19 protein-coding genes and 2 riboswitches are annotated in these 24,225 nt (G+C 46.0%); of the genes, 3 read left to right on the plus strand and 16 right to left on the minus strand.

Annotated features, from left to right (window positions below):
• Positions 1-51 precede the first annotated feature (51 nt).
• The 4 genes from kdpB to LRL21_RS37955 all read right to left on the minus strand — a co-directional run bounded on the left by kdpB (position 52) and on the right by LRL21_RS37955 (position 4,754).
• A complete protein-coding gene (gene kdpB, locus LRL21_RS37945) occupies positions 52-2,082 on the minus strand; it encodes a potassium-transporting ATPase subunit KdpB (protein WP_240421007.1) in 2,031 nt (676 codons plus the stop codon).
• A 21-nt stretch (positions 2,083-2,103) separates the two neighbouring features.
• Positions 2,104-3,783 carry a potassium-transporting ATPase subunit KdpA gene (kdpA, locus tag LRL21_RS37950; RefSeq protein ID WP_240421008.1) on the minus strand — a complete coding sequence of 560 codons (1,680 nt, stop codon included), beginning with the start codon at positions 3,781-3,783 and terminating at the stop codon, positions 2,104-2,106.
• 225 nt (positions 3,784-4,008) lie between these two features.
• On the minus strand, positions 4,009-4,086 hold the full coding sequence (locus tag LRL21_RS47050; RefSeq protein ID WP_420832541.1) for a potassium-transporting ATPase subunit F: 78 nt from the start codon (positions 4,084-4,086) through the stop codon (positions 4,009-4,011).
• A gap of 260 nt (positions 4,087-4,346) precedes the next feature.
• Entirely contained in the window at positions 4,347-4,754 is a 408-nt protein-coding gene (locus tag LRL21_RS37955; protein WP_240421009.1) for a hypothetical protein, read from the minus strand.
• A gap of 122 nt (positions 4,755-4,876) precedes the next feature.
• Positions 4,877-5,077, minus strand: a riboswitch (cyclic di-AMP (ydaO/yuaA leader).
• Positions 5,078-5,762: 685 nt separating this feature from the next.
• Positions 5,763-5,931: riboswitch (cyclic di-AMP (ydaO/yuaA leader) on the plus strand.
• Positions 5,932-6,051: 120 nt separating this feature from the next.
• Between LRL21_RS37955 and LRL21_RS37960 the strand changes: the two genes are divergently transcribed.
• On the plus strand, positions 6,052-6,513 hold the full coding sequence (locus LRL21_RS37960) for a hypothetical protein (protein ID WP_240421010.1): 462 nt from the start codon (positions 6,052-6,054) through the stop codon (positions 6,511-6,513).
• A gap of 11 nt (positions 6,514-6,524) precedes the next feature.
• On the opposite strand, the gene LRL21_RS37965 is transcribed toward LRL21_RS37960, so the two are convergent.
• Genes LRL21_RS37965 through LRL21_RS37980 form a run of 4 tightly spaced genes read right to left on the minus strand, consistent with a single transcriptional unit; the run spans position 6,525 to position 13,295 of the window.
• A complete protein-coding gene (locus tag LRL21_RS37965; protein WP_240421011.1) occupies positions 6,525-8,303 on the minus strand; it encodes a hypothetical protein in 1,779 nt (592 codons plus the stop codon).
• Positions 8,304-8,335: 32 nt separating this feature from the next.
• Entirely contained in the window at positions 8,336-9,586 is a 1,251-nt protein-coding gene (locus LRL21_RS37970; protein ID WP_240421012.1) for an efflux RND transporter periplasmic adaptor subunit, read from the minus strand.
• Positions 9,587-9,630: 44 nt separating this feature from the next.
• Entirely contained in the window at positions 9,631-12,741 is a 3,111-nt protein-coding gene (locus LRL21_RS37975) for an efflux RND transporter permease subunit (RefSeq protein WP_420832542.1), read from the minus strand.
• A gap of 20 nt (positions 12,742-12,761) precedes the next feature.
• On the minus strand, positions 12,762-13,295 hold the full coding sequence (locus LRL21_RS37980) for a GbsR/MarR family transcriptional regulator (protein ID WP_240421014.1): 534 nt from the start codon (positions 13,293-13,295) through the stop codon (positions 12,762-12,764).
• 240 nt (positions 13,296-13,535) lie between these two features.
• On the opposite strand from LRL21_RS37980, the gene LRL21_RS37985 reads away from it, so the two are divergent.
• Positions 13,536-14,414 (plus strand): TetR/AcrR family transcriptional regulator, encoded by an 879-nt coding sequence (locus LRL21_RS37985; RefSeq protein ID WP_240421015.1) that lies wholly within the window; start codon positions 13,536-13,538, stop codon positions 14,412-14,414.
• A gap of 75 nt (positions 14,415-14,489) precedes the next feature.
• On the opposite strand, the gene pdaA is transcribed toward LRL21_RS37985, so the two are convergent.
• The 7 genes from pdaA to LRL21_RS38020 form a co-directional block, all read right to left on the minus strand.
• Complete coding sequence (gene pdaA, locus LRL21_RS37990) at positions 14,490-15,281, minus strand: delta-lactam-biosynthetic de-N-acetylase (RefSeq protein WP_420832539.1); 792 nt, start codon at positions 15,279-15,281, stop codon at positions 14,490-14,492.
• A 126-nt stretch (positions 15,282-15,407) separates the two neighbouring features.
• Positions 15,408-17,327: a threonine--tRNA ligase gene (gene thrS / locus LRL21_RS37995; protein ID WP_240421016.1), complete on the minus strand. Its 1,920-nt coding sequence runs from the start codon at positions 17,325-17,327 to the stop codon at positions 15,408-15,410.
• Positions 17,328-17,992: 665 nt separating this feature from the next.
• A complete protein-coding gene (abc-f, locus tag LRL21_RS38000) occupies positions 17,993-20,104 on the minus strand; it encodes a ribosomal protection-like ABC-F family protein (RefSeq protein ID WP_240421017.1) in 2,112 nt (703 codons plus the stop codon).
• Between the two features lie 101 nt (positions 20,105-20,205).
• Entirely contained in the window at positions 20,206-20,349 is a 144-nt protein-coding gene (locus tag LRL21_RS38005) for a hypothetical protein (protein WP_240421018.1), read from the minus strand.
• 144 nt (positions 20,350-20,493) lie between these two features.
• Complete coding sequence (locus tag LRL21_RS38010) at positions 20,494-20,721, minus strand: cold-inducible protein YdjO-related protein (protein ID WP_240421019.1); 228 nt, start codon at positions 20,719-20,721, stop codon at positions 20,494-20,496.
• Positions 20,722-20,829: 108 nt separating this feature from the next.
• Positions 20,830-20,961, minus strand: a complete 132-nt coding sequence (locus LRL21_RS46495) for a hypothetical protein (protein WP_338044737.1) — start codon at positions 20,959-20,961, stop codon at positions 20,830-20,832.
• A gap of 71 nt (positions 20,962-21,032) precedes the next feature.
• On the minus strand, positions 21,033-22,040 hold the full coding sequence (locus LRL21_RS38020) for a zinc-binding alcohol dehydrogenase family protein (RefSeq protein WP_240421020.1): 1,008 nt from the start codon (positions 22,038-22,040) through the stop codon (positions 21,033-21,035).
• A gap of 174 nt (positions 22,041-22,214) precedes the next feature.
• Between LRL21_RS38020 and LRL21_RS38025 the strand changes: the two genes are divergently transcribed.
• The gene (locus LRL21_RS38025; RefSeq protein WP_240421021.1) at positions 22,215-23,081 is read left to right on the plus strand and encodes a helix-turn-helix domain-containing protein; all 867 of its coding nucleotides are present in this window, start codon (positions 22,215-22,217) and stop codon (positions 23,079-23,081) included.
• Between the two features lie 13 nt (positions 23,082-23,094).
• Here the strand turns inward: LRL21_RS38025 and ftsW are convergent, their stop codons facing one another.
• Complete coding sequence (ftsW, locus tag LRL21_RS38030) at positions 23,095-24,213, minus strand: putative lipid II flippase FtsW (RefSeq protein ID WP_240421022.1); 1,119 nt, start codon at positions 24,211-24,213, stop codon at positions 23,095-23,097.
• Positions 24,214-24,225: the final 12 nt, after the last annotated feature.

Here is a 24,225-nt window from a genome sequence, read left to right on the forward strand (position 1 = left end):
CACCAAAAGTCCGGTGAATAAGTCCCGCTACGCTCAAGATTCACCGTACTTCTAAATCCATAAATGCACCATCAGATCAATAAGCTTGATGCCTAAGAACGGCACTACGATCCCGCCAAATCCATAAATAAACAGATTGCGCTGCAGGAGCTTATTTGAGCTCATCGGTTTATAGCCAACCCCTCGCATAGCAAGCGGGATCAAGAGCGGAATAATAATAGCATTGAAGACCAAAGCGGACAAAATCGCTGACAATGGGGAGCCGAGCCTCATAACATTGAGTGCCTCCATCTGTGGAATCGCGAGCGTAAACATAGCCGGAATGATAGCGAAATATTTGGCCACATCGTTAGCGATACTAAAGGTTGTCAAAGCACCACGCGTCATCAGCAGCTGCTTGCCAATGGCCACGACCTCGATAATTTTGGATGGGTCCGAATCCAGATCAACCATGTTGGCTGCTTCTTTGGCGGCTGTCGTACCGCTGTTCATCGCAAGCCCTACATCTGCTTGGGCAAGTGCCGGGGCATCATTTGTGCCGTCTCCAGTCATTGCAACGAGCTTTCCTTCCGCTTGCTCTTTACGGATAACGGCAATTTTATCCTCGGGCTTGCTCTCGGCTATAAACTCATCCACACCAGCCTCGCGGGCAATGGTAGCTGCAGTAAGCGGATTGTCACCCGTACACATGATCGTTTTGATACCCATCCGGCGGAGCTGCTCAAACCGCTCCTTCATCCCCGGCTTCACGGTGTCCTTCAAATAAATCAGCCCAAGAATATGGTTATCGACTGCTACAGCGAGCGGTGTACCGCCCTCTGAGGCAATCGCGTTGCCTTTGAGCTCCAGATCAATAGGAACGGCTCCCCCTTGAGATTCCACCCATTTTCTTACCGAATCCACAGCTCCCTTGCGTACCTTACGTCCATCTGACAAATCGATCCCGCTCATCCGTGTTTCCGCTTTAAACTCGATAAATATCCCGTCCTTGGCAATCGAGCTGTCATAGGCTATTCCTTGCTTTTTCATTAATTCAAGCACAGAACGTCCTTCCGGAGTTTCATCCTTGAGGGAGCTAATCGCAGCCCATTCACCCAAAACCGCCACATTCTCGGAATCTACAGGAGTAAATTCGCTGGCCATCCGGTTACCGAATGTAATCGTTCCTGTTTTATCCAAAATCATCGTATTAATATCCCCAGCGGCTTCGACCGCTTTACCTGACATTGCGAGAACATTAAACTGAGTCACGCGGTCCATCCCTGCAATCCCGATAGCTGACAGTAAACCGCCAATTGTCGTGGGGATCAGGCATACCAGCAAAGAAATCAATACCGGTATATCCAATTGAATGTCCAGATATTTGGCGATCGGAGCCAAGGTGACGACAACAATAAGGAAAATCAACGTCAAGCTGGTGAGCAGCGTGTTCAGTGCAATTTCATTCGGTGTTTTTTGCCGCTTGGCGCCCTCAACCAAAGCAATCATCCGGTCGATAAACGATTCTCCAGGATCATTCGTAATTCTCACCTTGATTTTGTCGCTGACAACACGGGTACCGCCTGTTACCGAATTGAAGTCGCCTCCTGCTTCCTTAATTACCGGAGCCGATTCCCCTGTAATGGCGGATTCGTCTACAGAAGCCAATCCTTCAATCACTTCTCCATCGCCCGGTATCATTTCTCCTTGAGAAACAACGACGATATCTCCTTTACGCAGCTCGGTGGACGGAATCAGCTTCAATCCACCGTTCACCACTTTATTGGCGCTGATCTCTTTTTTTGATTGTTTCAGTGAATCAGCTTGTGCTTTCCCGCGGCCTTCAGCAAGTGCTTCTGCAAAATTCGCAAACAGCAGAGTGAAGAGCAGAATCGCAAATACAGTTACGTTAAAACCCATACTTTGACCCGTACCAAAATATCCTGGAAAAATCGTCATCAGCAGCACGATCAAGGTGCCAACCTCAACAACAAACATGACCGGATTTTTCATCATCGTCATCGGATTCAGCTTCACAAAGCTGTCTTTGACGGCATTGCGAAGGATGTCACCAGATAAGCTTTTTTTTCTATTGGTTTGCATGATTCATGTCCACTCCTTCCATTAACGAATCGTCAAATGCTCGGCTATCGGGCCCAATACAATACTAGGCAAGAACGTCAGAGCGCCTATAATTAAAACAGTTCCTATTAGAATACCAGCGAACAAACGGTTATCTGTGCGAAAAGTTCCGATGGTTTCGGGAACCCACTGCTTGCGCAGCATCGATCCTGCTACCGCCAGCATCGCTACCATCGAAATATAGCGGCCGAACAGCATCACAACTCCCGTAGATATATTCCAGAATGGCGTATTATCGCCCAATCCTTCGAACCCCGAACCATTGTTAGCCGCGGACGATGTATATTCATACAAAACTTGTGAAATGCCATGAAAGCCCGGATTCGTTATTCCCGCTTTTCCTAAATCAGTAGCCAGCGCAATTGCCGTTGATGCCAAAATAATGAGCGGATGCGCCAGAATCGCAATAGCAATCAGCTTGATTTCGCGTGCTTCTATTTTTCGACCGAGAAACTCCGGTGTCCGACCGACCATTAACCCCGCCAGGAATACCGCCAATATCGCATACATCAGCATATTAACCAACCCAACGCCCTTACCGCCAAACACACAGTTCAGCATCATGAGAGCCATTGGCGTGATGCCGCCAAGCGGTGTCAGTGTATCGTGCATCGTATTGACACTGCCGGTTGTCGCCGCTGTCGTTACCGTAGCGAACAGTGCCGATTGCGGGATGCCAAAACGGACCTCTTTCCCTTCCATGCTGCCCTGTGCTGCATCGATGCCCAGCCTATTCAACACTGGATTACCGCTCGACTCCGCAGCATAAATAAGCGACAGAAACACGACGAACAGGATCATCATCGAGGAAAAAATAACCCAGCCCTGCTTGCGGTTTTTGGCAAACAAGCCGTACGTGTAAGGAAGCGCAGCAGCTAAAACCCACATCGATAAAATTTCAATCACATTGGTCAGCGGATTCGGATTTTCAAACGGATGAGCCGAGTTCACTCCAAAAAATCCGCCGCCGTTCGTACCGATATGCTTGATCGATTCCAGCGCTGCCACCGGTCCGATAGCAATTTGCTGCTCAGCACCCTCCAGCGTCGTTGCGGTTATTGCAGGCTGCAGTGTCAGCGGAACCTGAAGAGCCACAAGCAAAAGAGTCACTACAAAAGCAAACGGGAAAAATACACGAATATGCGCTTTGACAAAATCCTCAAAAAAGTTGCCTATCGTTTCCCCTTTACTCGTAATTCCTCTGACAAAGGCAATGGCTACAGAAAACCCGGTCGCTGCCGAGGTGAACATCATCATCATAATGACAGCCATCTGCGAAAAATAAGACAAGCCGGACTCCCCGCTGTAATGCTGCAGGTTCGTGTTGGTCATAAAGCTGATGACCGTATTGAAGGTCAACGTTTCTTCCATATTGTCAATCCCGTTCGGATTGAGCGGCAAATACTTTTGCAGTCTCAAAATCAAATAGCTTATGACCACGAGTACGATATTCGTAACGATAAAGCTGAGCGCGTAGGTTTTCCAGGTCATACCCCTTCGTTCCTTTAAACCAATCATCGCAAAAATCGGTCTTTCGATGAATCCGAACCACTTGTCAGTCCGATTCGCTTCATTAGAGAACACGTTATAGAGATAGGTACCTACTGGTTTTACCAGCAGCACCAAAATGACAATCACGACGGCAATTTGCAAAATGCCCATTTGTTTGTTTCCTCCTCAGAGTTTTCGTAAGAAAACTTTCTTCGTAAGCATGTGCTGAGTTTTGCTTTAGCAAAACTGACTTCGTAAGCATGTGCTGAGTTTTGCTTTAGCAAAACTGACTTCGTAAGCATTGGTAAAAGGGTCCGCTGCACGGTCAGATCATTCTTCCGATCGCTGTTGTCGCCAGATTTCTTGATTGTGTAAGACAATTAGACCACTCATTTATTAAAATTTTTCTGGATTAACCAAGGCGTAGGCCAGGTAAATAAAAATAAATATTGTAAAAATAATGACAACGATCATAAACGCTCGCCTCCTGAGTCTTCAGTAACACGTCCGCACCACAACAAAAATCCACTGAACAGCGCGTAAGCAATGGCTAGCATCAGTACCATATATAGATCCAACATGGTTACCCCTCCTAATAGCTTCCGAATGGAAGCTTACATCGTAAGCATTATCTGAGCTTCCTTTAGGAAGCTTGCATCGTAAGCATAATCTGAGCTTCCTTTAGGAAGCCTGCATCGTAAGCATATTCCTAGCTTCCGAATGGAAGCTGGCACTTATTTCACATGTGTTTGAATTAAAAAGGAAACATCCTCGCTCGTCGTATGAATCACATAGGCAGCACCGAGTCCTTTATAAACCAGACGTGGGTTACTCGTATGGGTGATGACATAAATAGGCTTGGAGGTCCATCTGCGACACATTTGGATATAACGGCAGCACAGATTCAGGCTTCGCTCAAAAATAAACACCTTCCCGATAGTAAACTCTGGAAGAGTCCAGTTGATTTGTTCTGTAGTATCTACCATTACAATATTTTTTACACCAATATTGACCAGTCTTTGCTTTTCTCCCTGGTTGTTGGCAATAGCTGCACAACGCAAGCCTTGCTTCAGCAATTGAAGGATGAAGCCTTCTCCCGTTTTATTGGGTGCCGAAACCAATATGACTTCCTGTTGTTCCATTTCAATCTTCCTCCTATGATGTCAACAAGGAGACAACAAAAAGAAGCCTACGAAAAGAGCGGAACTCTTCTCGTGGCTTCTGAAAACACAGTTATACAAACCGTGTCTTACGCACGACAATTGTTGCCTCTCCCTATACGCTTACGAGGTTAGCTGTCGGATTCGGGCTAGAGAGTAGCCCTACCTATGGGTATGCGTTAGCATGCCTTAAGGATTCACCCCATGAAGCTCGTGTATCTGACTACGAATTAACGAATCAGGTATTACGCGCTTCTTTGGTTCCCCCGTTCCTTTTAAATTCAAGGACTCAGCGATCAAGTGCATGTTTCATTTTCAATTACAGACGATCCCTACAAATCTGCATTTCATATATACCTCATGGTCGTTGAACACGATCACAAGCTTTCATTATCCTCTCTCATAAAAACGACGCTCTCGACCCCCTATGAACCGGTTCATAGGGCTGAGGATGTTCAGCCGTTACTTGGAAAACTTTGTTTCGAATCATGAGTTGTATCATACGCCAGCCGCTTAACACTGTAAATAAATACCGCATGGCATACAAGGCTATAATTGACTTGCATGACATCCAAATCCTTTTCATGCTCTCGATATCTGCATCCATCTCTCGATATCTCCATTTTACGAAGATAAATTCAAATACCCAGCATGAGCTAGCATACATATAGATAATAAAGGGAAATCAGGCTTGATTCCGCTTTCATCGACCTTTTAAGCAAAAAAGGCTTAATTATGATGCGGATTGGGGTTTTACATTATTTAACGGCCAGCGTATGATACATTTCATTAACTTAACAACTCCATATCATCCATTATCAACGCTTAATTCCCATAAGATATGTGTTCAAAAAGTCGACTTTTCAGTACCGAGAAGGTTGCAGGAAGGTGAAGAAGGAGGAGCGGAGCTAAATGAGCACTGCACTTCAAGCCTGACTGCTAGATTCGATGCCGAATACGCCTCATATGAGACTTCGTGATCAAAAGGCGACTTTTTGAACGACCACTTCAGGGAAACGGGGGACCCAGTTTAAGCTATGTTACTTATAATAGACAGCTTATAGGGGTGAATCCTCTTGGCATCTTCGATGCCCGGGGGTAGGGCACTCTCAAGCCCGAATCCGACAGCTAACCTCGTAAGCGATTTGAGAGAGAAGCACACTCGTGTCTCCCTGACCTTATTTAATCATGCAAAGGAAGCCCGAGAGTAGAGTTTCTCTGCTCTCGGGCTTCCCTTTGTTTTGTCCAAATTCAAGAAATATAGAGGAGTGCAAGTATCATGCTAAAGCTCGCCGACCCATTGACCGTACCCACTGAATTTTCCTTGGTACCCTACAAAATCGGTTCTATGGAGATTTACCAATTTGATTGTTTTCTTTTGAAAAACCGAATCCCGCAAATCACTTCCGATGGCTCCTGCGGATTATTGAAAATATCCAGCCGCGGATGGAATGGTTGGGCAGAATGGAATCTTCCCTGCTGCGGCAATAAATTCGACCTGATCCAATGGGCTTCGGTTTTAATCAAATTAAAGGGACTTTCCATTACCGATGCATTTGCTTTTGTAAATACCAAACAGCAGGCATGGGGAACTGAGCGGTGTGAGTTGGTCAAAGCCGCTTTACATGACCTTGTCACTCAAATCCATAATCAGAATACCAAGCAGCCATCTGATGCCAATGGCATCATTCTGGAACGTTCCAGGCTAATCGAACAGTCACGATCTTATTTTTCCTTTTGAATAGGATCAGATTAAGGTCTGCTTAATTCAGTCAATAGACGTTTGGCATCTCCATTTTCTGTTTTGAAGATTTCGTATACTTTTAAAGTCAGCGGCGTGTCAAACTGTTCAGAATTTCCGGCAAAGGCAATATTGTTCTCTCCAGTAACCAGGCGTTCCTGCCCAATCAACGATTTCACAGAGGTGCCCACGAGCCTTCCCAATGAATCATGCAGTTCAAATTGAAGCTGCGGGAAGCTTTCATCTACCTGGGTCTCTTTGATACGTTCAATATCGAAGAAAAACTTGCCTTTATACGTATATTGATGAGTCGCTGAATTGAACAAGAAGGAAATGTCCCACCGTTCGATCGCTACATTAAATGGATATAGACTAAATTTGTCTTCTTTGTCCGGTGCCTGTAAATTAACGCTGTAGGCGGCAATTGTTGATTTGTACGGTGCTTGTGCCGTTGTATCCTGAAGCTTTAAGGCAAGCCCCGTTCCAGTCTCGGTCGCTGGTACCACATACGTGTAATTGATGGTCGTTCCTGTGTTGGGCAGCACAGACGTTGCCGCCAGCACTTGCCGTCTGCCACTGTATTGGTAACCTCCGCTGCCGATCAATTCCGTTTGAAACATAGGGATAGCGAGCGGTCGGGCACTTTGGTTATACAAACGGAATTTAGCTGTTACTTGCTTGCTGCCTTCATCCTGGTTTTCGTTCATATGAAGCTCAACCAATGAAACCTGTAAATCTGGATGGATAAGTTCACTTCGCATATCGAATTTCATGGAGGTACCTAATGCATAAGCTTCATAATTTTGTGGAGCAGTATCGCCCGGGAGCAATATATTCAGTCTGCCCACTTGATAACTAACCACGCTGGAAGCTCCTGATGTAAAGCTTTCAGCAGTCAACAGATTCAAGCTTAGCAGCTCTGTATCCTGATCGGTTGGAATTGCGTAATGCAAATACTTTTCTTCTTTGGCATCCAATTGAATCGTATCTTTCTCTAATCGGCTGCCTGTAAACACCTTTTTATCGTTTTTCCCATCTATGGCAAAATCGGGTACGGTTTCCCGTTGACTCGACGGGTTATAAGCCAGTAATTGAACGACGTATACATTACCCGTCTTGGTAGATTCCTTATGGATATCTACGGGTGTGTATTCGATTGGGGAATCCAATGCAGGAATCCGGAAAGCGTCAGACCACTTGCGGATCGCAGCTGAATCAGTCATGGACGTATCTACACCATGCCAAGGCTGGATTGTAATCGGGACTGAGGTCATGAGTGTTTCTTTCTTGGGATATACATAGTAATCTACATCCGTCCAATTGACTTCACTAATGGTTATTTTCTCAGCACGATCCAATACGACCATGTAGCTAATATCGGTTGTGGTCTGGGGCTGTATGACTCTCGGATTTGCTGTGCTTGACTGCAGCGTATAGGTTATCCCTTTGCTGGTGCGTGCACGGACCTCATAATCGGGAACCTTGGTGATCGAGGTGCTTGTATTTTCCATTTTGATCACAATACCGATCCGGGTACCTCCAAGAATTTCCTCTGTCAAAACACTTTTGATCTGTACATTCAATACATCCGTCAAGGGATATACGGCAGCAATGGGTTGAACGGTTTGTGCAGGACTGAGCCTTGAAGCTGTTTGTTGGCTGATGGGTACAGAACTATTCGTTCCCAAGCTCGTGGTTACGGCTACCTCTGCAAAAGCAGGGCTCATGAAGCCAGTGATCGATGCCGATAACACGGCTGATGCTACGATGACGGTTAACCTTCTATTCATTCGTTTCGTTCTCCTCCTGTGACAAGCATGGTTTATTGAGCTAGCTGTACTTTTTCTTTATCCTTCAGTTGATTCTGCCCGGAGGTTATAAGCGGCTCACCTTCCTTGACACCGCTTATGACCTCTTGATACGTATCACTTAAACGACCCAGCGTGACCTTACGCTTCTCCACGGTATCTCCCGCCATAACAAATACGAAGCTCTCTCCACTTTCACGAACAATACTTAAGGTAGGCACGGTGACTACGATTTGATCCTGATCCTCTGTCAGCAGAACCTGAGCCTTCATTCCCGGCTTGAACTTGCGATCCTGATTGGGCAATTCAAGTTCCAACGAGTAAGCTTTGGATTGGGTGCTGACAACATCAGCCAGATAGCTCACTTTGGCCTTATATTTTTCAGCTGAACCCGATATGTAAAAGGATAGCTCTTGCTTCCCGCGGACTAGCGCAGCCGCCTCTTCGGTAAGCTCAGCTTTGATCTTGATAGGATCCAGCTGCTGAATCTGTGCAGCACGGAAGCCCGGTGCAAGAGTCATACCGACTTCAATTGGCAGATCCGTCAGCACTCCGCTAACGCTCGCTCTTACTTCCATATGCTCTAAGGTCCGGTCGGCCTCTCGAATGGACACATCCGATATAAGTAAGCCCTGTTCCAGCTGTGATAAGGAATTGGTCGTTTCCAGCGTTTTTTGTTTCTGCAGGCTGCTCTGCAAATCAAGCTTGAGATTGTTTAATTGCGTTTCTACCTGCTCCAGCTGGAATTTCGTAGCAAGCCCCAAATCAAAATCGTTGCGCATTTTATTATAATTCTTATCCGTTTCCTTAATTGCCGCTTCCAGCTTCACGATGCCGTTCTGCAAATCCTGCTTGCTGTTAGCCAAATCCTCCCGCGCTTTTACCAGCTGCTCTTTTGTTGAGGATATCGTCACAGTCGCTTTTTCTTTGGATATCAGCACATCGGTAGGATCAAGTCTGAAAATCACTTCACCTTTTTCGACGTTATCTCCGCGCTTCTTCAATATTTCCTTGACATCGCCGCCTACCTTGACGGACACATCGAGCTGTATGGAGGAGGCTATATCAGCCACCTGCTCCAAAGGCTCACTTATTTTCTGCTTCGCCACTTTGCTTACCTTAACCTGCTTGAGCTGTACTTCCGTAGCCTGTGCCGGTTGGGCTTTGGGCGTTTCGGAGCAGCCTGCAAGCATGACCGCTCCAACTAACATTAATCCCATAGCTTTTACACCTGTATGAACTGGATTGACCCTAAATGGTTTCATGGAATGTTGCTCCTTTTCGATATATATCTATCAGCTACTCGTACCTAAATGCCTTCTACTGTCGGGGTTTTGGCGACTCGGTTTTCTTTTCTGTTCATAAACCGCGAGATGCCGACATTCATTTTATCGATAAGTTCATAAATCACGGGTACAACAATCAAGGTCAGTACGGTCGAAGTAATCAAACCGCCGATAACAACAACGGCCAAGCCTTTGGAAATCAGTGATCCATCCGAAACACCCAGCGCCAAGGGCAGCAAGGTCATTACTGTGGCACCCGCGGTCATAATAATGGGACGAAGTCTTGTTAAGCCCGCTCTAACCAAAGCGACACGTACCGTTAATCCATCAGCGCGGAGCTGCTGCACCCGGTCGATCAGTACGATGGCATTGGTAACAACAACCCCGATCAACATCAAAAATCCAATCAGTGATGTAATATTGATCGACTCGCCTGAAATCAACAGCGCGATAAGTCCGCCGATCGCAGCCAGTGGTACCGAAAAGAGAATAACAAACGGCGCACTTGCGTTCCCAAAAGCAATAACCATGACGAGATAAACGAGACAAATCGCAGCACCCATGGCAACCGCCATTTGACCAAAGCTTTCCTGAATATCGTCATTCACCCCTTGTGCCTGTGTACGAACACTTCCAGGGAGTTCTACTGTTTTCAAAGCTTCTGTAACTTTGGTGCTCACGCCACCTTTGTCCTTACTCTCGATTTTGGCAGTGATTTTCACATATTGCTCCTGCATTTCCCGAGTGATTGCAGCCGGCGCATCTACCTGCTTGATTTTGGCTACATCGTTAAGAGCGACGACTGCACCGGTTGAGGTTGTCAGCTGGATGCGTCCCAGCTTTTCCATCGAATTTTTGAAATCGTCATCTACCATAACTTTGGTTTCAAAGGTTACATTGTCGAATTTGATATCGCCCAGTGGTGCCTCTGCAAGCCACAAACGTACCGTGTCTGTAAGCTGTGCCGAGGATAAACCGTACACACGCGCCTTATTTTGGTCTACACTGACTACGACCTGCGTCTTCTTTTCACTCAGGCTGTCTTTAATCGTTGTCAGCTCCGGGAATTCCCGCATCTTCGCTTTGACCAGCTCGGCACCGGCTATCAGCTGATTCAGGTCTTCACCTTTCAGCAGGTAGGCAAAATCATCTCCAGAGCCCATGCTTGGCGCTAACAGCGCACCTTCAATTTCCGATCCTTTAGGGGCCATCTCTATCATTTTAAGCTTAAACGTTTCGGCCATTTCCTTGGCATTGGAAGCCGCTGATACCGAACCAATAATACTCGCCTTGTATGGCGTACGTTCACCGCTTGTATTCTGCTGATCATAACCAACCATCGATTCAAAATAGTCAAACGCCGGTTGTCCGGCAGCATCCTTGGATTCCCGAAGCATCGCTTCGATTTCTTTAACCTTCAAATCCATCGATTCAAAGGACGTATCCTGCGGCAGCTTCAACGTATACTGAACCTGCTTATTGGTTTCGCTATCCGGCATAAAGGCCATCGGCAGAAAAGGAACCGTTCCTCCTATCGAAATGATAAGCGCCAGTACTGCCGCCACAACCGTTTTCTTCGGATTATCGAGCGACCAATTTAATACTTTCTTATAGCTGCCACCCAGCTTACCGACCTGCTCTTCATCGTGGTGCTTGATCTTATTACTTCTGAGCACCATCAACTTGGCAAGCATCGGAATGACTGTCAATGCGATGATCAATGAGGACATTAACGCCACGATCAAGGTAATGGCAAAGGGCCTGAAAATATCCCCCAATACCCCGCCAACAAAGGTTATCGGTAAAAATACACCTGCGGTGGTAATCGTGGATGAGGTAATCGCCGAGGCTACCCGTGCAGTTGCCAGCTTAATAACGGATTCATTCCGGTCGCTGACCCGCTGAAGCTCACTGTATATGTTCTCAATAACAACAATGGAATCATCGACAACCCGGCCAACGGCAATCGTTAAACCACCGAGCGTCATAATATTGAGCGTAATATCCAGTGATGCCATTGCGCATAATGTAGTTAAGATGGACAAGGGAATCGAAACGAGTACAATCACGGTCATGCGCACATTTCTCAGGAACAATAAGATCATAACGGAAGCCAGAACCGCCCCCATAATCCCTTCCTTCAGCATCCCGTTGATCGATTTTTTGACATCGTTTGCTGCATTGTAAACAGGTGAAAATTGCAAATTCGGATATTCCTTTTTCCAGTTGGCGAACAATTTGTCAACATCATCGGCAAATTTGACCGTATTGGCATCTTTTCCTTTGAAGAGCGTGAGACCGATAGCCGGAGTGCTGTCCAACCGGGCAATATATTTGGATTCCGAAATGGCTTCAACCTTGGAAATATTTTTAAGCATGACCGTGTCGCCCTTGGGGGACGTAATTTTCATATTTTCCAAATTGTATATCGTGTTCAAATCACTTTCGATCCGAACCGATTGGGAGCTTCCGTTAAAATCGACTTTACCTGCCGGGCTCGTCATGAGCGCAGTTTGTATACTTTGTGAAACTAGTGCTGGCGTCATGCCGTAATTATTGATCGCGCTAATGTTCAGCTTCAGCTTCAAGGTTGCTTCCTGCTGACCAATGGAATCTACATGATCAATCCCATCCATGGCGCTTAAGGTAGGCTCGATCACATCCTTATAAATCCGGTTCAGCTCATCATGGTTCATATTCTCGTTACCATTGATCGCAGCAAAGTATACCGGGAAATCACTGCTTCCAAACTTGGAAACCTTCGGTTCACTTGCTCCTTTTGGCAGCACAATGTCCTTGATTGAGCTTTCGATATCCCGCTTCGCATCATCAGGTTTTCTGCCATTTACCAGCTCAACCGTGATCGACGAAAAGTTGTCATTTGAGCTGGAGGAAACTTTTTTTACGCCCTCCACACCCACAACCCGCTTCTCGATAACCTTCGTTACATTATCCATAACATCCTTAGGAGGGGCCGGATACACCGTGCTTATAAATACGATCGGCAAGGAGATGTCCGGCATGCTTTCCTGTTTCAGCGTGGATGCGGAGAATAGGCCTGCAAGGAGCAATATAAAGCTGATAATAATAATCGCTGCCGCATTTTTCAAAGAAAAATCAGTAAATTTGTTCATCATTTTACTCCTTTATCAAATTACAATAATTGCTTTTTGAGCAGCCATTCCTCATTCAAGCCTTTCATTCTGGACATGTAGATATCACAAAACAATGAGATTTCGCTGAATCTTTGTTCGACAACGCGACAGGTCTCCTGATCCGCATAATTCAGACCCTCTTGTTCCGGTAAAGCGAGCAAATTCCGGTTCAGCGTTTGTTGAACGGATTTGATCTTCTCTTTGTACGTTTCGAAAACATGGATTTCAAAATCATCCGTTATGTAATAGTAATCCTTTCTGTCATTCTGAACCGGAACCTTATTGCACAAATGCCGCGATACCATATTCCGGATTTGAACGCTGATCGCGGCCTTGGACACGGATAAAGCATCAGCCATCTGCTGTAGGCTTAAGGGCTCTGCTGAAAAAAGAAGCAGTGTAAAAAGCCTGCCAACAAGCGGACTGAAGCCTTCTTTTTCCAGATGCATGGACATAAAATGGCTCGTGCTTAACTTCATTTCGTCGAGAGTCTGTAACATCGTATGGCTGGTAGCCCCTTCCTTCAAGTACATGTAAGCTCATTCGTAACTTTAAGAATGATATTAAAGGTATAAGCATATTATGACTGACTGGTCATTATGGAAGTATAATAATGGATATACAGCTTTAAATCAACCTTTTTTTATTTTTATTCGTCACTTAAACCGAATTTGTGACCAGTCAGTCATAATATTGACATGCATATGTTCGACGTATACAATGGCTGTATGCATGTGATGTACCAAGTTTGGAAACAAGGAGTGTCGAACAGAATGAATGACAAAAAAACACAAATTGTTCAGGCTGCAATCAAGCTGTTCGGAGAACGTGACTACCATACAACATCCGTTCAAGATATTGTCAGTCTTGCCGGAGTATCCAAGGGAGCTTTTTATTTACATTTTCATTCCAAAGAGGAATTGCTCATTCATATTTTCAATCATTATATGGAATCGTACCGCTCTTACCTGGATGAAATTCTTCAGGAACCCACATTAAGCGCTCGGGAAAGACTATTTAAATCGATTGAATATCAATGCGAAGCCTTCATCAAAGATAAAGACTTTATTGCAATGCAGCTAAAAGGGATCACCTTTTTAAATAAAGCTTTACAGGATTTAATGATTGATCACAGCAACCAAAACGTTGTATGGTTTGACCAGCGCATCATTGAGCTCTATGGATCCGAAATCAGACCGCATTCATTTGATTGCGCCAACTTATTTAACGGGATGATCAAGGAGTTTTTTTTCTGCCATATCGTTTTCGGACATCCTATTGAAGGCGGGCAGCTAGCCGAATATTTAATGAACCGTCTGGACGATATTATTTATGGGATTCTGAGTAAACCCACCGTTCCCATTCTTTCCAAAGCTGTTATTTTGTCTGACCGCAGTTCAGAAACAACTCGCGAAAGCTTGATTGAGAGAGCGCTTACAACGAAGGGATGGATTGAATCGCATGTCGAAGCCCCTATGGTTATGTGCACGATGCTTCAGTCGCTGGATGTAATCGTTCAGGAGGCCAATAAAGAAGAGCCCAACGATATCATTATCAAGGGTATGGTTAATTACCTGATTTCCTTGGCAGAGGGTGATTCGGATATAATCGCTGTATTCAACAAATCATTCGGTTGTGCCCGTATTTGCTAATTTACCGAGAAAAAAGGCTAACCGGAGTTTCCGGTTAACCTGATTGAATGTACAATTCATTCACAAAACATGTGTTTAGCGGTACTGCTTTAACTGCATTTGATCAAGACTTTTGAATTCATATCCCTGACCGCGGGCATCGTCAATAATTTTGCCCATAGCCTCTGCATTATCTTGCGATACGGAATGAAGAAGAATGACAGCACCAGGATGAAGCTGTGCCATCACTTGTTGATACGCATAGTTCCAGCCGTGCTGTTTTTTTGTATCCCAATCCCTGTAAGCCACGGACCAGAAGACACTCGTATAGCCCAAATTTTGACTGACACCGAGCATCTGATCACTAAATATTCCCCTTGGCGGCCGCAAATACCGCACTTCGCGTTGTGGGGTCAGTTGGGCTATTTCCACTTTGACTTTGTCCAGCTCATCCTTCATACGGCCTGCAGATATACTGCTCATATCAGGATGACTCCAGGAATGGTTGCCAATGATGTGACCCTCTTCAGCCATTCGCTTGACCAGCTCCGGTTGGTCCTTCACATAATGACCAGTCACAAAGAAGGCCGCGGGTACTTTCTTATCCTTTAATACGTTCAGCAATTGGGCTGTATATCCGTTTTCATACCCGTTATCAAAGGTTAAGTAAAGCTCCTTTTTCTCGGTATCCCCCAAAAAAATAGCTCCATGCTTTTGCAGAATACTCATAAAGCCCTCTTCGGCGATGGAAGGAAGCTTGCCGTCCTTGCTTTTTTTAAAGCCAAAATGATAAGGTCGATTATCGTCCTGAGCCCAAGCCTGACCAGAGAGCTGTACAACGCTAACCACTACCATTAACAACACCACGGCCTGTATGGCACGTCTCATTCATGCACCCTCTTTTCTGAATTGACATCCTTCATCTCTCATAGCTGCCTAAAGGTAGTATTGCTCAGGATGAAATGAATCATCCATTTCGTGAAAGAAAAGACTGCTTGCAATCGGTGATCATGATCACGATTTCGCTCGAATTTCACTTATAATTTGTTCCTTAATCTCGGCTATTCCCATCGATCCGATATCACCCTTTTCACGCTTGCGGACCGCCACTTTATCCATTGACCGCTCATTCTTGCCGACTACAAGCATGTAAGGAACCTTTTCAAGCTGTGCTTCACGGATCTTGTAGCCAAGCTTTTCACTTCGTATATCTACTTCTACACGAATACCTGCAGCTTCCAGTGCTTGCTTCACCTGCAGTGCATAATCGATGAAAGCATCGGACACTGGCAATATTCGCGCTTGAATCGGAGCGAGCCAAACCGGGAATGCACCGCTGTAATGCTCTGTTAAAATACCGATGAAGCGGTCTATGGACCCGTAGGCTGCACGGTGAATGACAACAGGACGGTGCTTCTGATTATCTTCGCCGATGTAGGAAAGATCAAATTTCTCAGGCATTTGAAAATCAAGCTGGATCGACGCACACTGCCAGCTTCGTTTAAGCGCGTCCAGAATGTGGAAGTCAATTTTCGGTCCATAAAAGGCCCCGTCGCCTTCATTCATTCGATAGGCAATACCACTCTGATCCAATACGTGCTGAAGGGATGCTTCTGCCAGATCCCACAGCTCCGCCGATCCCATCGAATCCTCGGGACGTGTAGAAAGCTCGATTGTATATTCAAAGCCAAATACCTGATAAATTTGATCGATAAAAGCAATGACCCGTGCGATTTCTTCTTCGACCTGATCCGGTCTTACAAAAATATGCGCATCATCCTGGCAAAACGTACGTACACGCATCATCCCGTTCAAGGCACCCGAAAATTCATGGCGGTGAACCTGGCCGAATTCGGCAAGTCGTATCGGAAGCTCGCGATAGGAATGCAGTGTATTTTTAAAGATGAGCATGTGTCCTGGACAATTCATCGGCTTGAGCGCATAATGCGTATCGTCAACTTCAGTAAAATACATATTATCCTTGTAATGATCCCAATGCCCGGACTGCTCCCACATCCGTCGGTTCATCATGAGTGGAGTGCGGACCTCCTGGTAATCCTGCTGCACCTGTACCTCGCGCGAAAAGTTCTCCAGCTCTGTACGAATCGACATTCCTTTAGGCAAGTAAAATGGCATTCCCGGCGCTTCCTCTGAGAACATAAACAATCCCAGTTCCTTGCCAAGCTTACGGTGATCGCGTTTCTTCGCTTCCTCCAAGATGAACAAATGCTCCTCTAGCTGCTGTTTTTTGGGGAAGGCAGTTCCGTAAATACGCTGCAGCATTTTATTGTTGGAATCACCTCGCCAATAGGCGCCTGCTACACTCAGCAGCTTGAATGCCTGAATACGGCCTGTAGACGGGAGGTGGGGGCCACGACATAGATCGTAAAATTCACCCTGATCATAAATGCTGATGACCGAAGCTTCCGGCAAGCCATGAATAAGCTCCAGCTTAAGTGGCTCCTCCTGCCGCTCAAATATCCGAATGGCCTCATCACGGTCTACCTCTCGTCTGACAATCGGCAGGTTCTCCGCTGTAATGTTCCCCATCACCTGCTCAATTGCGGCAAGATCCTCACTGGATAAAGGTTTTTCAATATCGATATCGTAATAAAAGCCATCCTCAATGACCGGCCCGATACCGAGCTTAACTGCCTTTTCGCCATATATGCGCTTAAGCGCTTGCGCCATCACATGCGCCGTGCTGTGGCGGTATACCTTCAATCCTTCCTCGCTATCGAGTGTGATGATTTCTATATCGCAGTCCTGCTCAATAGACCGATTCAAATCGACCATTTCACCATTGATTGTACCAGCCACCGCAAGTTTCCTTAGCCCCGGGCTAATGGACCCTGCTATCTGCTCTATTGTTGTACCGTACCCATACTCCCTTACAGCTCCGTCGGACAGCTTCACTTTCACTTGATTTGCCATGTTAACTCCTCCATTATGATCATTTTTGTAAACACAAAGAGCACACCCGTCTCCGCAAAGGGACGAATGTGCTCGTGGTTCCACCCTGATTATAACCTGCTGATAATAGCAGATCCTCATTGGCTTCTGTAACGGGAATTCCCGGCGATATTTACTCTCATGAGCAAGCATGATTTCCATATCGCAGCTGCAAGGGGGTAAATCACTTATTTCCACAGAAGGGGCTTTCAGCCGGTGACCCCTCTTTCTGTTCAGCTTCCATAAGTGTTCATGTCCTTGGTTATTGCTTTTAAAGGTTATTTGGTTATTAAAAAAAACAAAAAGAGCACACTCGTCTCCGAAAAGGGACGAATGTGCTCGTGGTTCCACCCTGATTATAACCTGCTTATAATAGCAGGTCCTCATTGGTTTCTGTAACGGGAATTCCCGGCGAAGTTTACTCTCATGTGCATACATGATTTCCATATCGCAGCTGCAAGGGGGTAAATCACTTATCTCCACAGAAGGGGCTTTCAGCCGGTGACCCCTCTTTCTGTTCAGTTTCCCTAAGTGCTCATGTCCTTGGTTATTGCCTTGCTTTTATTTGTTAATTAGAATAACGAATGGAGATTAGTTTGTCAAGGGGTATTGAACATAGGTAAAATCAATACCTCAGAGTAATGACGTCACGCCAGCTCCATCCACGCCTCAAGCAGCTTATCGTGCCGTTCCTGCAGCAGCCCGCGTTCGCGCCATCGGGCCTCCAGCTGTGCTGTGTCGCCATCGATACCAGCACCCAGCTCCAGCAGCTCTGCGTCTGCTGCGGCCATGTCCGCTTCGAGTGCTGCAATCTGTCGCTCGAGCTCCAGACGCCGCCGCTCGGACGCGCGGGCGCTTCCAGCTGCTGATGCTGGCGGCGCGGTAACTGCTGCGCTTTGCGTTGCAGCGGCAGCTGCATGACTGCTCGCAGCCTGAGCCTTCGCACCAGCAGAGCTCCGACTTCTCGTCGATGCGTGTGCTCTCGCTCCCCCGTTGTCGCTGCTTTCCGCTGCCGGTGACAGGACTCCCGCTGCACCATGGAAGTCCGGCTTGACCTCGACACGCGTGACGTTCCGGCGTGCGCCGCTGACATAACCGTTTCCTCCGCGCTCGGAAACCTCCTCTTCCTGCTGCCGCCTCTTCGCCCTGAACTCGTCAAAATTCCCGAGATATTGGGCCACCTTACCGTGCTCTAACAGCCATACCCGCTGCGCCAGCCGATTAATAAAATAGCGGTCATGTGAAATTGCAAGCACAGTTCCCGGGAATTCCTCCAAAGCTTCCTCCAACGCCTCGCGTGAAGCGATATCCAGATGGTTCGTCGGCTCATCGAGCAGGAGCAGATTAGGCTTCGAGAGAACGAGCAGCGCAAGTCGCAGCCGTGACCACTCACCCCCAGACAGCAGGCTTACCGGACGGAATACATCCGCTCCGTAAAACAGATACCTCGCAAGAATACCCCTTGCTTCGCCTTCCTCTAAGCCAGCTTCCGTACGGAAATAGTCCAACACCGTCTGCTTGTGGTTCAGTACTGCATTTTGCTGTGCCAAGTATCCAATCTCCACGCGCGCGCCCAGCCTGATTTCTCCACCATCGGGCATTTCTTCGCCCAAGAGGAGCTTGAACAAAGTCGTTTTGCCGGTTCCATTGTCACCTATCAGCATTACTTTTTCCCCGTACTGCAGACTTCCTTCCACTCCGGATAGCACATCACGACTACCATAAGACTTGGATACTTCCTCGAAGGATACCACTCTATTACCGGAACGATCCAGCGGAATCAGCCCAAAATCAGCCGTTTTCTGCTCCAGCACCGGACGCTTCACCCTCTGCATACGATCCAACGCTTTGCGAATCGAAGCTGCCCGCTTAAAAAACTTCTCATTTCCGCCGACCCGTCCCCACTCCTCCAGCTGACGAATCGTCTCCTTCATCTTCTTGATCACCTTCTGCTGCTCCTGATATTGAGCGAACTGCTGCAGCAGCCGTTCTTCCTTTTCCTTCATATACCCGCTGTAATTGGTCGTATACGTATGAGCCTCTCCATCCTCCAGCTCAATCATTTTGGAAGCTACACGATCAAGAAAATAACGGTCATGCGACACAACCATACATGCACCCGTATAACTCCGCAAAAACTGCTCAAGCCATTCAATACCCTTCAGATCGAGATGATTTGTTGGCTCGTCGAGCAGCAGCAGCTCGGGTCGAACAATCAGCTGCGAGGCTAGCGCTACTCTTGTCTTTTCACCTCCGGACAACGAGCTGAAGCCTCGCATGTACGCACTCTTCGGAATCTGCAAGCCTTGGGCCACTTGGTCAATGCTGGCATCCATTTCATAACCACCGCCCCGTTCAAAGCGCTCTTGTACAGCGGCGTAAGCTTTCAGAAGCTGTTCAAGCCGTTCGGGTCTCGATGCTGCCTCTGAGTTGGACATTTCGTGCTCCAATTCGGTTAATTCCTTCTGGCATTTTGTCAGCTCCAGGTAACCGTAGGCGAGCACTTCATGCACCTTCATGCTTTCAAATTCAACAGGGATTTGCAGCAAATATCCCACCTGAATATCCTTCTTCAGCGTCAGCATGCCTTCATCCACATGCAATTGTCTGGATATGAGCTGCAGCAGTGTCGATTTTCCGCATCCGTTTCGCCCGATAAGACCTACCTTTTCTCCTTCATGCACTTCAAAAGTAACCCCGTCCAGCACAAGATGGGCACCGTGGTATTTTTTAATATTTTGGCCGTTAATAATAATCATAATAAAGGATCCTCCTAGAGATGAAGACCCTAACTCAACAGCAAAAAAGAGCCGCAGCAGCAAGCCCGCGACCCTTCGGATGGTACAGCAATCCGTATCGGTTAAGGTAGGCGTCTTCTCGCGAATGGTACAACCGTATTTGAATAAACAGACAGACTTCTCCCGTTGTTCGGAAAAGTATGAACGATGCCAGCCATAGCAATCGGCAGCTGGCTAATACGGTTGTTCACCATTTCGTGATTCACCTACCTCACCTCCTTGTTTTTAATATTGTAACTGTAGCATACAACGCAGGGATCATGCAATGTCTACTCTCTCAGCTTGAATGCTTAGAGTCTCCGGACAGTAAAAAAGACTGCACGGCGGCAGCCTTTTTGTTCCATCTCATCCTATTTGGAGCGTCCCTTACCTACCAAAAACTTTTTCTTCGTTTTTTTGTCCATTACCGGTAAGTGTTTATAGCTCCGTACCATCGGGCTTTTACACAAAGGACAGTCAGGCAATTCTTCTGTAACAAATTCCTTCCGTGTCCATGCTTTGCATTCAGGTTGTTTGCATTTCCATATTTCTATGTGTTCCAATTCTTGCTTTTGTTCCTCTAATGTCGTAGTTGCCATTTCCAATCAGATCTCCCTGCATTAATTTCTAGACTTCTTATTATTATACAGAAGACGACTATTGGCAAGCCCTATTTTCACTAGTGAAACCGCATGTTCATCCCTTTATTATTTTATCGTTTTATCACTGTAAAATATTGTAAATTTACCATCCTTAAGAAACGGACTGTTGGAGCTTGCAGCACGGGAATCACCCGAAATACCGGTCAAATAGCGATTCGTCAGCATACCTTGAGCCAATTGGCTAAAAGCGAAGCAGCCGGCCCCACCTTCCTCCAGCTCGTGGTTTTACAGCTTTATTTTTTTCACGGTTACAACTCTACAATCGCCTTAATAACACCATTAGCGGGATCATACCACTTTTCAAACTCATCAATCATATGATCAAAGCTGACACGATGGGTAATGTATCTATCGATGTCAACAGCTCCATGCCGAACGGCTTGAATAACAGTATCGAAATCCTCCCGGGTAGCATTACGGCTGCTCATAAGCGTAAGCTCTTTTTTATGAAAATCCGGGTCATTGAAGGCAATATCGGCTTTGACCAAGCCTACATATACAAGCCTGCCGCCATGGGACACATAGTTGAACGCATCCATCATCGACTTCGCATTACCAGTAGCATCGAATACAACTGTCGGCAAATCTCCATCTGTTATTTCCGCCAAAGCTTCCAAGGGATGATTCAACACATTTACCGTGTAATCCACCTGCGCCCATTCCTGGCAAAATTTCAAGCGCTCTTCGTTTATATCCATAGCAATGACTTTGGCACCCCGCTGCTTGGCCAGCACCATTACACCTAATCCGATCGGACCTGCTCCGATGACAAGTGCAAATTCACCCTGCTGCAAATCCGACCTTCTCACCGCGTGAGCGCCAATGCTTAACGGCTCCAACAAAGCCGCTTGATCAAGGCTAATGCCATCCGTTTTAATTAGATGCGAGGCGGGTACAGCTATGATCTCTCGCATACCCCCATCGGTATGTACGCCAAGCACTTGCATTTGTGTACAACAGTTGGTTTTACCATTCCGGCACGCGATACAGCTTCGACACTCCAAATAGGGGATGACCGATACCTGATCTCCAATTTGAAAATCACTGGAGTCTGATTGCAGAATAGTCCCTGACAGCTCATGTCCAAGTACTCTGGGATACGTAAAAAACGGCTGATTTCCTCTATAAGCATGAAGATCTGTTCCGCAAATACCGATTCTGCGAATTTGTACCAAAGCTTCCCCGTGCCCCATAACGGGCGGCTGGACCTCAATCATTTTCAGTTCATTGGGCTGAACGCATACAATACTTTTCATCTTCTTTCTCCCCTTAGTCCTACCCTATTTGGGTTTAGTCGAAATCTCATGATTATGATTGCGCTTGCAAATAATGTAATATGTAATCTGCTCTTATTATAACAGGTATAATTGAATAATAAATCGCGTTTTTTGATATATTTATACCCGATTTTGATGTAGGATGTAAAAGAGGTGATTCTGATTAAAGCCATACGCAAAAAATTTCCTATGTCGGAGCAATTTCCTTTTCAGCTTGTTTTTAAGGATACCAAAAGTCCACAATCCGAGCTTCCTGATCATCTGCATGATTGGTACGAAATCGTCTATGTGTATAGTGGCAAAGGGATATTCTTCATTGACAGTTCCTTTTATGAGATGATGCCGGGAGATGTGTTTCTCATTCCGCGTAATACGATTCATCGTGCCATGCCGCAAAGAAGCGAGCCTGTTACTTCATCCATTCTTTATTTCAGCTCGGCTCTACTGCCTGATATTCCTCTGGGGGAATCTTTTTCGTTGACAGCGATATTCAAGCAGCTCCGCAGCTCCAAGCAGTGCAGGCTATCATTAGAAGGCACTGATCAAGAGCACATTCAAATGTTAATCGAAGACATCAGGCAAGAATTAGAGGATGTACAGCATGGCTCACGTTATGCCTCCATCCTAACGCTGCATAGAATTATTGTAGCCCTATCACGCATACAAAGCTCCACCTATAGAGAACCAAGCTCGCTTACGACGACCGGCTCTCCCTGGATGAAAGAGATTGTATCCTATATAGAGCAAAATTATCATAGCAGCCTGTCTCTCTCGTTTTTAAGCCAGAGAGCACACGTAAGTCCTGAGCATTTCAGTCGGGTTTTCAAACAAATGACCGGAATGCCTTTGACTGATTATATGCATACGAAACGCGTGCTGAAAGCCAAGCACCTGCTAAAGGATACCAACCTCCCCATTGAAGTGCTGGCTGAGCAATGCGGTTTCCAGAGCATGCCCCATTTTCACCGAATATTTAAAAAGATAACAGGTAAAACCCCCGCCGTTTATCGGAGGAGGTAGATAATGAGGAATCCTAAGTTAACTTCACATCACGCAATCGATTTCTTTCTCGGGAAATACTCAACAGGATGCCAATACCCGCCATACACACCAGTAAAGAAGAGCCTCCGTAGCTTATCAATGGGAGCGGTACCCCAGTTATCGGCAAACACCCTGTGACTGCTCCAATATTGAACAAAAATTGGACTCCGATCATACTGACAATACCTGTACCTAATAATAAGCCAAACGGGTCTGAGCTTTGAACCGCAATAATAAAACCTCTGGCAAGAAACAGAGCATAGATCAAAATAAATAATGAAACTCCCAGAAACCCTAATTCCTCGCCCATAATCGCAAATATAAAGTCGGTGTGCGCTTCGGGCAAATAATGCAGCTTTTGAATGCTTCGACCTATACCTGCTCCTGTCAATCCACCGTGGGCCAAAGCAAACAGAGATTGAATCAGCTGATATCCTGTCCCGGAGCCATCTTCCCAGGGGTTCATGAATGAAGTGATCCTTGCGAGGCGATAACTCTTTGATACAGCTAAATATACACAAAGAGGCATAATGAACAGCGCGAGCTTCAATAAATGCCATAAATTGGCCCCACCCATAATAATAAGAATACCCGAAATCATAACAAGAATCAGGCTGGAGCCAAAGTCCGGCTGCAATAAAATCAAAAATGCAACGAGTCCGGTTACGAACAGCAAAGGTAATAACCCTTTTTTGAAATCACGTATCTTTTCCCGCTTTTTACTTATTAATGCAGCCAAGAACAGGACTACGGATAATTTGACAAATTCAGTAGGCTGTATGCCAAAACCACCAACACCGATCCAGCGTTTGGCACCATTAATTTGAACACCCATAACAAGCACGAGAATCAATAGTATAATCGAAATCAACATCAGCGTCCGTGACACCCGCCTAAAGATATGAAAAGGAATATTCATAAGTACAACCATTAACACAAAACCGGTAAACGAGAAAATGATTTGTTTTTTCGTGAAATACCACAGCGTATCATATTTATATAAAGCAAGCGCGGAGCTCGCGCTGAACACCATGATTAATCCGAATCCCACAAGAGAAATCGTTAAAAATAACAGTAAGAAGTCCGGTTTTCCTCTTGTTGGTTTACTCAAGCTGAATAATCC

The sequence above is a fragment of the Paenibacillus periandrae genome, assembly GCF_022458865.1.
In the GTDB taxonomy this organism is placed as follows: Bacteria; Bacillota; Bacilli; order Paenibacillales; family NBRC-103111; genus Paenibacillus_S; species Paenibacillus_S periandrae.